The organism is Cobetia sp., from assembly GCF_983723665.1.
Map to the genome: position 1 here is coordinate 1 of NZ_CFDJES010000148.1, position 6560 is coordinate 6560.

6 protein-coding genes and 1 pseudogene are annotated in these 6560 nt (G+C 61.3%); 6 read left to right on the forward strand and 1 reads right to left on the reverse strand.

Annotated elements, in window-relative coordinates; translation table 11 throughout:
- From AC4FAH_RS12495 to AC4FAH_RS12515, 5 genes and pseudogenes are all read left to right on the forward strand, one after another.
- Positions 1-251, forward strand: a pseudogene (locus tag AC4FAH_RS12495) (molybdopterin molybdenumtransferase MoeA); the annotation flags it as partial.
- A 164-nt stretch (positions 252-415) separates the two neighbouring features.
- The gene (gene moaC, locus AC4FAH_RS12500) at positions 416-1279 is read left to right on the forward strand and encodes a cyclic pyranopterin monophosphate synthase MoaC (protein WP_490246133.1); all 864 of its coding nucleotides are present in this window, start codon (positions 416-418) and stop codon (positions 1277-1279) included.
- Between the two features lies 1 nt (position 1280).
- Complete coding sequence (locus tag AC4FAH_RS12505) at positions 1281-1901, forward strand: molybdenum cofactor biosynthesis protein MoaE (protein ID WP_490246134.1); 621 nt, start codon at positions 1281-1283, stop codon at positions 1899-1901.
- Positions 1898-2887, forward strand: a complete 990-nt coding sequence (moaA, locus tag AC4FAH_RS12510) for a GTP 3',8-cyclase MoaA (RefSeq protein WP_054556294.1) — start codon at positions 1898-1900, stop codon at positions 2885-2887. Before AC4FAH_RS12505 ends, moaA begins: the two co-directional genes overlap by 4 nt.
- Positions 2888-3127: 240 nt before the next feature.
- Entirely contained in the window at positions 3128-3412 is a 285-nt protein-coding gene (locus AC4FAH_RS12515; protein WP_043336782.1) for an H-NS family histone-like protein, read from the forward strand.
- A gap of 209 nt (positions 3413-3621) precedes the next feature.
- On the opposite strand, the gene AC4FAH_RS12520 is transcribed toward AC4FAH_RS12515, so the two are convergent.
- Positions 3622-5202, reverse strand: coding sequence for a ribonuclease J (locus tag AC4FAH_RS12520; protein ID WP_043336797.1), 1581 nt, complete (start codon positions 5200-5202; stop codon positions 3622-3624).
- Positions 5203-5616: 414 nt separating this feature from the next.
- On the opposite strand from AC4FAH_RS12520, the gene purU reads away from it, so the two are divergent.
- A complete protein-coding gene (gene purU, locus AC4FAH_RS12525; protein ID WP_054556293.1) occupies positions 5617-6471 on the forward strand; it encodes a formyltetrahydrofolate deformylase in 855 nt (284 codons plus the stop codon).
- The last annotated feature ends 89 nt before the right edge of the window (positions 6472-6560 follow it).

A 6560-nucleotide genomic window follows, 5' to 3' on the forward strand; every position in this document is an offset into this window, starting at 1 on the left:
CCCCGCGCCTGCAGTTGATCGCCGGCGAGACGTTGCGCTCACGTGCCGAGCGTGTCGACTATCATCGCGGCCAGATCGTGCTGGATGACCAGGGGCGTCAGGTGGTGATGACCACGGGGCGGCAGGGCTCGGGTATTCTGACCTCGATGTTGCTGGCCGAATGCCTGATCGAGATTCCCGCCGGCTGCGCCACGCTTCACGCCGGCGAGCCGGTCATGGTGCAGTGGCTGGGCAGTCGCGGCATCGTCTAGGCGATACCCCTCGCAGTGGTCATGCCAGCTGATTCATGAAAAGATAGTCTGCTAATTTTTTGGCCAGTCCTGTTCATCAGGGCTTGCCTGCCTGCTTCTTCAGGCTTTGGTATTTCTGAGATTGCCGCCAGTCAGGCGCACCCGATACGGATACGAGACAGCTCATGAGCCTTACTCATCTCAACGCACGCGGCGAAGCCCATATGGTGGATGTTGCGGACAAGCAGGAAACCCGCCGCGAGGCGCGAGCCAGCGCACGCGTCAGCATGCTGCCTGCCACGCTCGCTCTGCTCGCCGAAGGTGGCCTGCCCAAAGGGGATGTGCTGGCGACGGCGCGTATTGCCGGCATCCAGGCGGCCAAGCGCACTCATGAGCTGATTCCGCTCTGTCATGCCTTGATGCTCTCCAAGGTAACGGTCGACTTCACGCTGGACAGCGCCAACAGCTGCGTGGAAATTCAGGTGCTGTGTCGCCTCAATGGGCGTACCGGTGTCGAGATGGAGGCGCTGACGGCGGCCTCGGTAGCGGCCTTGACGCTCTATGACATGTGCAAGGCGGTCGACAAGGGTATCGTGATCGGCGATATCCAGCTCGAGACCAAGACCGGTGGCAAGAGTGGTGACTGGCAGCGTCCGGAGGAGGCCGCCGCTGTCGAGCAGACGCCGGTTGAGCCAAGCCGGACCGAACCAAGCCGGACTGAGCCAAGCCGTGCTGCGACAGCTGAGCCCATCGAAGCGACAGCGGGACAGGCCGCTCCGGCGGCACGCGGCGATGCCACCGTGCGGGTCCTCTTCCTGGCGGAACTGCGGGAACGCCTGGACCTCGACAGCCTGGCGCTGAATCTGACGACGCTGTCCCAAGCGACGGTCGGGGGCCTGAAGCGCACCCTGGCGCTGCGTGACCCTCAGCTTGAAGCGCTCAATGACACTCGCGTGCTTTGCGCCGTCAATCAGGACATGGTGCGCGATGACCACCCACTGAATGCCGGTGATGAAGTCGCCTTCTTCCCACCGGTGACGGGGGGCTGACATGACCCAGGTCGCAAACGAAGCCTCGCAGGCCTTTTCGGTCAGCATTCAGGCCAGTGATTTTGATCTGCGTGTCGAGCAGGACGTCCTGACGCGTGGGCGCGGCGACATCGGTGCCGTGGTGTCCTTCACGGGGCTGGTGCGTGATTTCAATCAGCGACCGGATGTCGTCGCGCTGACGCTGGAACACTATCCCGGCATGACGGAGCGTAGCCTCGAACGCTTGATCACAGAGGCGCGCGAGCGCTTCCCGCTCACCGGGGTGCGCATCATTCACCGTGTCGGACGGCTCGAGCCCGGCGACAATATCGTGCTGGTGCTGGTCGCCAGTGCGCATCGTCAGGCTGCCTTTGCCGGCTGTGACTTCCTGATGGACCACCTCAAGTCGCGGGCGCCTTTCTGGAAAAAGGAGCACACCGCCACGGGAGATTATTGGGTGCGGGAACGTTCGAGCGATCGCGAGGCACTCGAGCGCTGGCATCCAGAGTCCACGGTGACGGCAGAGGGTGAAGCGGTATCCCCCCTTGTCGAGCAACACAAGGCTGATGACTCATTGGCCGAGGCCAGCGGCGAAGAGAGACAATCAGCGCTGGCAACACCCAAGTTTTCGGGAGAGTCATGATGGAAACCCTGGTCGATGACTTCGGTCGTCGCATCCGCTATGTTCGCCTGTCAGTGACGGACCGCTGTGATTTTCGCTGCGTCTATTGCATGAGCGAAGAGATGACCTTTCTGCCACGCGACGAGGTCTTGAGCCTCGAAGAGATCGCGTTGCTGGCGCGCGCCTTCGTGGAATTGGGAGTCGAGAAGATTCGCCTGACCGGAGGGGAGCCGCTGGTACGGCGTGATATCGGCAAGCTGGTTGATGAAATCGGCGCACTCGAGGGACTCAAGGACTTCTCGATGACCACCAACGGCGCGGGCCTTGCCAAGCACGCCGCCCAGTTGAAGGCCGCCGGCATGTCACGGCTGAATATCAGCCTTGATTCTCTGGACCCGGAGCGCTTCAAGGCGCTGACGCGTACCGGCGACCTGAACAAGGTGATCGCCGGCATCCGTGCTGCGCGCGAGGAAGGCTTCCGCATCAAGCTCAATGCAGTGGTGCTGAAAGGGCGCAATGATCACGAAGTGGTGTCGCTGGTCGAATTCGCGCGTGAGGAAGGGTTGGACATCAGCTTCATCGAGGAGATGCCGCTGGGCCAGGTCTCGGATCACGGCCGTGACGAGACCTTCTGCTCCAGTGATGATGTCCAGGCGCGCATCGAGACGCGTTATCCGCTGATTCCCACGCTTGAAGACAGCCTGGGGCCGGCGCGTTATTTCCGCATGGCGGACAGCGAATCACGGGTGGGATTCATCTCACCGCACAGTCATAACTTCTGCTCGACCTGCAACCGCGTTCGCGTCACGGTAGAGGGGCGTCTGTTGCTGTGTCTTGGCAATGAGCACTCGCTTGACCTGCGTGACATCATGCGTCGCCACCCGGGTGACATCGAGCCGCTCAAGGCCGCGATCATCGATGCCATGCACCTCAAGCCCGAGCGTCATCACTTCACGACGGATGGTGATGTCCAGATCGTTCGCTTCATGAACATGACGGGAGGCTGAGTCCTTTTTCGTCATCAGTCGTGACGCTCATGTTGATCGAGCCATCCTGGATAACTCACAGGCGCTCACAAAAACCCCGCTATCAAGCGGGGTTTTTGTTGGTCTATCCTGTGGAAACACTGCCTTGCTTTTGACAAGGCTTGTTAGTTCATATTTAGCGCTTATACTTTGCTGCATTATCACATCCAATGCGATGACTCGCAGGGATTCCAGCTCAGTGCATATGGTGGAGGTAGCGAAATGACAGCCGATTCTCTCGAAAAGATCGCTCGTAACAAGAATGTTGCTCGTGCAGCAGCGCGTCAGCTGTCCATGGAACAACTGCACAAGCTCTCCGAGGTCATCAATGAGGTGATCGAGCAGAAAGCCGAAGAAGACGAGCAGCGCCGCGAAGAAGAAATCGCCAAGGAGCGCAAGCTTGCCGAGATTCGTGATGCGATGATCGAAGCTGGCCTTTCCGTGGATGATCTGGTCAGTGATCAGCCCAAGCGTCGTGGCCGTCCGCCGAAGAACAAGTCCGTTTGAGACCTTCGGCCTGACGCCATGGAGGTGGCTGAAGCGCTTGAGATCGAGATTGCCAGCCGGCAAGTCGGCAATGTCGCCATCACCAGTCCCTGAGCGCCTCCCAGCAGCAGAAAAGCCCGCCCGGTATTTCCCGGGCGGGCTTTTTCATGCGCTGCTTTGTGCAGGGCAGTGAGATCAAGGTGGCCATCACTTCGATGGTGGCGCGACACTCACTCCTGATTCATGGCCATGATATGCAGGAAGAGCACCGGCTCATGGCGCAGGTGGTTGCGCAGCCAGCGATTGATGCGGCCATCGAGTTGCTGCTTGAGTTCACGTTCATTGCTGGCATCCAGGCCTGCCAGGGTGTCATCCAGCCATTCGGCGAAGCTGTCTTCATCCAGGCTTGAGGTGCCGCTGATATCCAGCATCAAGCGGCCGATGCGAACCCAGCCGGCCTCCTGCAGCGTGACGGGCAACGCCAGCGAGACGCTGCCATGCCGGCCGAGACGCGCACGGGCACGGCGGTCCATGGAATCCAGCGGACGCACCTTGTCATGCTCGATGATGCGTTCGTGCAGTGTCAGGCGTTTCTCCACCGACAGCCCCTGAGCATCGAGGCGAATCACGTCACCATTGACGGGAATCAGCGGTGCCTCGATGCCCAGGGACTGTGCCACCTGGGTGTGAGCGAGCTGGTGGCGATATTCGCCATGCACCGGCAGCAGACGTACCGGTTTCAGCCAGCCATAGAAGGTGCGCAATTCTTCCTGCGCCGGGTGCCCGGAGGCGTGCAGGTCCGGGAACTGCTTCTCTTCCATGATGCCGACGCCGAGGCGTGTCAGGGCGTTGTGCAACTTGCCGATGGCCAGCTCATTGCCGGGAATCGCCTTGGAAGAGAAGATCACGGTGTCGCCGGCGGCCAGCTCGAAGTCCGGATGGCGGGAATTGGCCAGGCGTGACAGTGCGGCGCGCGGCTCGCCCTGGCTGCCGGTGGCGATCACCATGACCTCTTCCGGGGGCAGGTAGCCCAGGTCCTTCACCGGGACCAGCGGCGGGAAGTCTTCCAGATAGCCGAGACCGCGGGCGACGCGCACCATGCGCTCCATCGAGCGCCCCAGCAGCGTGATGCGGCGACCATTGCGTGCGGCGGCGCGCCCCAGCGCCAGGATGCGGGCCAGGTTGCTGGCAAAGCAGGTCACGACAACGCGTCCGCGACAGCCGGCCAGCGTCTTCTCCAGTGCGCGTGCCACCTCGCCCTCACTGCGCGAATGACCCGCCAGCGGCGCATTGGTGGAGTCGCCGACGACCAGATCGACCGGTGCCAGTGCCTGATAGCGCTCCGGATCGGTGGGCTCGCCGATCAGCGGCTCCGGGTCCAGCTTCCAGTCGCCGGTATGCATCACGCGATATTCCGGCGTGACGATCAGCAACGAGCAGCTTTCCGGAATGGAGTGGGTCAGTGGTAACAATCGCAGCGCGAAGGGGCCGGATTCGAAGCCTTCATCCACCTCGATGATCTGCAGGCTGGAGGTTTCCAGCTCGCGCTCGGCAAACTTGGCGCGCAGCAGGCCAGCCGCCAAGGGCGTGGCGATGATCGGGCAGCGCCATTTCGGCCACAGCCAGGCGACCGCGCCGATGTGGTCTTCGTGGCCATGGGTGATCACCAGCATCTGCGGGCTGATGCCCAGGCTTGCCAGGGACTCGATATCCGGCACCTGCAGCGGACCTTCCGGCAGGTCCTGGCGAATCATCATGCCGCAATCCACGGCAATCCAGTGATCCTGATAACCATACAGCGTCAGATTCATGCCGATCTCGCCGCAGCCACCCAGCGGTAGCAGGTGCAGCGGCGGACGTTGTCTCTGACGGACTTGAACGCGGGGTTTCAACATGGATGTCATGCCATCTATAAAATGTGGCTCAACTATACGGGAATCCCGCGAAGCGCCACAAATGGCGCTGTTGTCCGGTCGCGTCGATTCGAGGGCGCCCCAGCCGTCCGCGTGACGCCTTGAGGTGGGCCGGCGTGATGGCCGCTGATCGCAATGTCGTATTGACCATATGGACAGAATCGGGGCGCAGCACTGTTTCAGGCCGCGTGATCAGCTACAATAGCCCACCTTTGCCGAGGGGCTGCTTACGGGCGGTGTCATGATTCCTCGCGCAGGCCGGCGCTTCGCCGGCTGAACATCATTCCCGCTATCACAATGGTTGAACTTACGATGTCTCACGCCTATCGCCTGGTGGTGTCCTGCCCTGATCAGGTCGGAATTGTTGCCCGAGTTTCCACTTTCATCGCCGAGCAGGGCGGGTGGATCACCGAAGCCAATCAGCATTCTGATCTTGGCGCCGGTCGTTTCTTCATGCGCTATGAGATCAACCCCGAAACCATCGGCCTGAGCGCCGCTGAGCTCGGCAAGCGCTTCGCCCCGATCGGTGAAGAGTTCGGCATGCAGTGGCGCGTGCATGACACCGCTGCCAAGAAGCGTGTCGTGCTGATGGTCTCCAAGGACTCCCATTGCCTGGTGGACCTGCTGCATCGCTGGCAGTCCGGTGATCTGGATTGCGAGATTCCCTGCGTCATTTCCAACCACGATGACATGCGCTCGCTGGTGGAATGGCACGGCATTCCGTTCCATCACGTGCCGGTCGACAAGAATGACAAGGCGCCGGCTTTTGCCGAAGTCGAGCGTCTGGTGGAAGAATCCCAAGCCGATTGCATCGTGTTGGCGCGCTACATGCAGATCATTCCGCCGAGCCTGTGTGAGCGCTATGCCGGTCGCCTGATCAACATCCACCACAGCTTCCTGCCTTCCTTCGTGGGTGCCAAGCCGTATCACCAGGCCTTCGGGCGTGGGGTCAAGCTGATCGGTGCGACCTGCCATTACGTGACCGAAGAGCTGGATGCCGGCCCGATCATCGAGCAGGACATCCATCGCGTCACTCACTGCCATACCGCCGAGGAACTGGTGCGCATCGGCCGTGATGTCGAGCAGAAAGTGCTGGCGCGCGGCCTGCGTTGGCACCTGCAGGATCGCGTGCTGATCCACGGCAACAAGACCATCGTCTTCGCCTGAGCCCCGCTTGCTCAGCGCATGAGTCTGTCATCGACCTGAGGTCGTGACGAAGAAGCCGGTACCTGTTTCAGGTGCCGGCTTTGTTGTTT

What these genes read in the sequence shown, in the direction of transcription:
- moaC (WP_490246133.1), top strand. Translation starts at nt 416, where the DNA reads ATGAGCCTTACTCATCTCAACGCACGCGGCGAAGCCCATATGGTGGAT.
- AC4FAH_RS12505 (WP_490246134.1), top strand. Translation starts at nt 1,281, where the DNA reads ATGACCCAGGTCGCAAACGAAGCCTCGCAGGCCTTTTCGGTCAGCATT.
- moaA (WP_054556294.1), top strand. Translation starts at nt 1,898, where the DNA reads ATGATGGAAACCCTGGTCGATGACTTCGGTCGTCGCATCCGCTATGTT.
- AC4FAH_RS12515 (WP_043336782.1), top strand. Translation starts at nt 3,128, where the DNA reads ATGACAGCCGATTCTCTCGAAAAGATCGCTCGTAACAAGAATGTTGCT.
- AC4FAH_RS12520 (WP_043336797.1), bottom strand. Translation starts at nt 5,202, where the DNA reads ATGAATCTGACGCTGTATGGTTATCAGGATCACTGGATTGCCGTGGAT.
- purU (WP_054556293.1), top strand. Translation starts at nt 5,617, where the DNA reads ATGTCTCACGCCTATCGCCTGGTGGTGTCCTGCCCTGATCAGGTCGGA.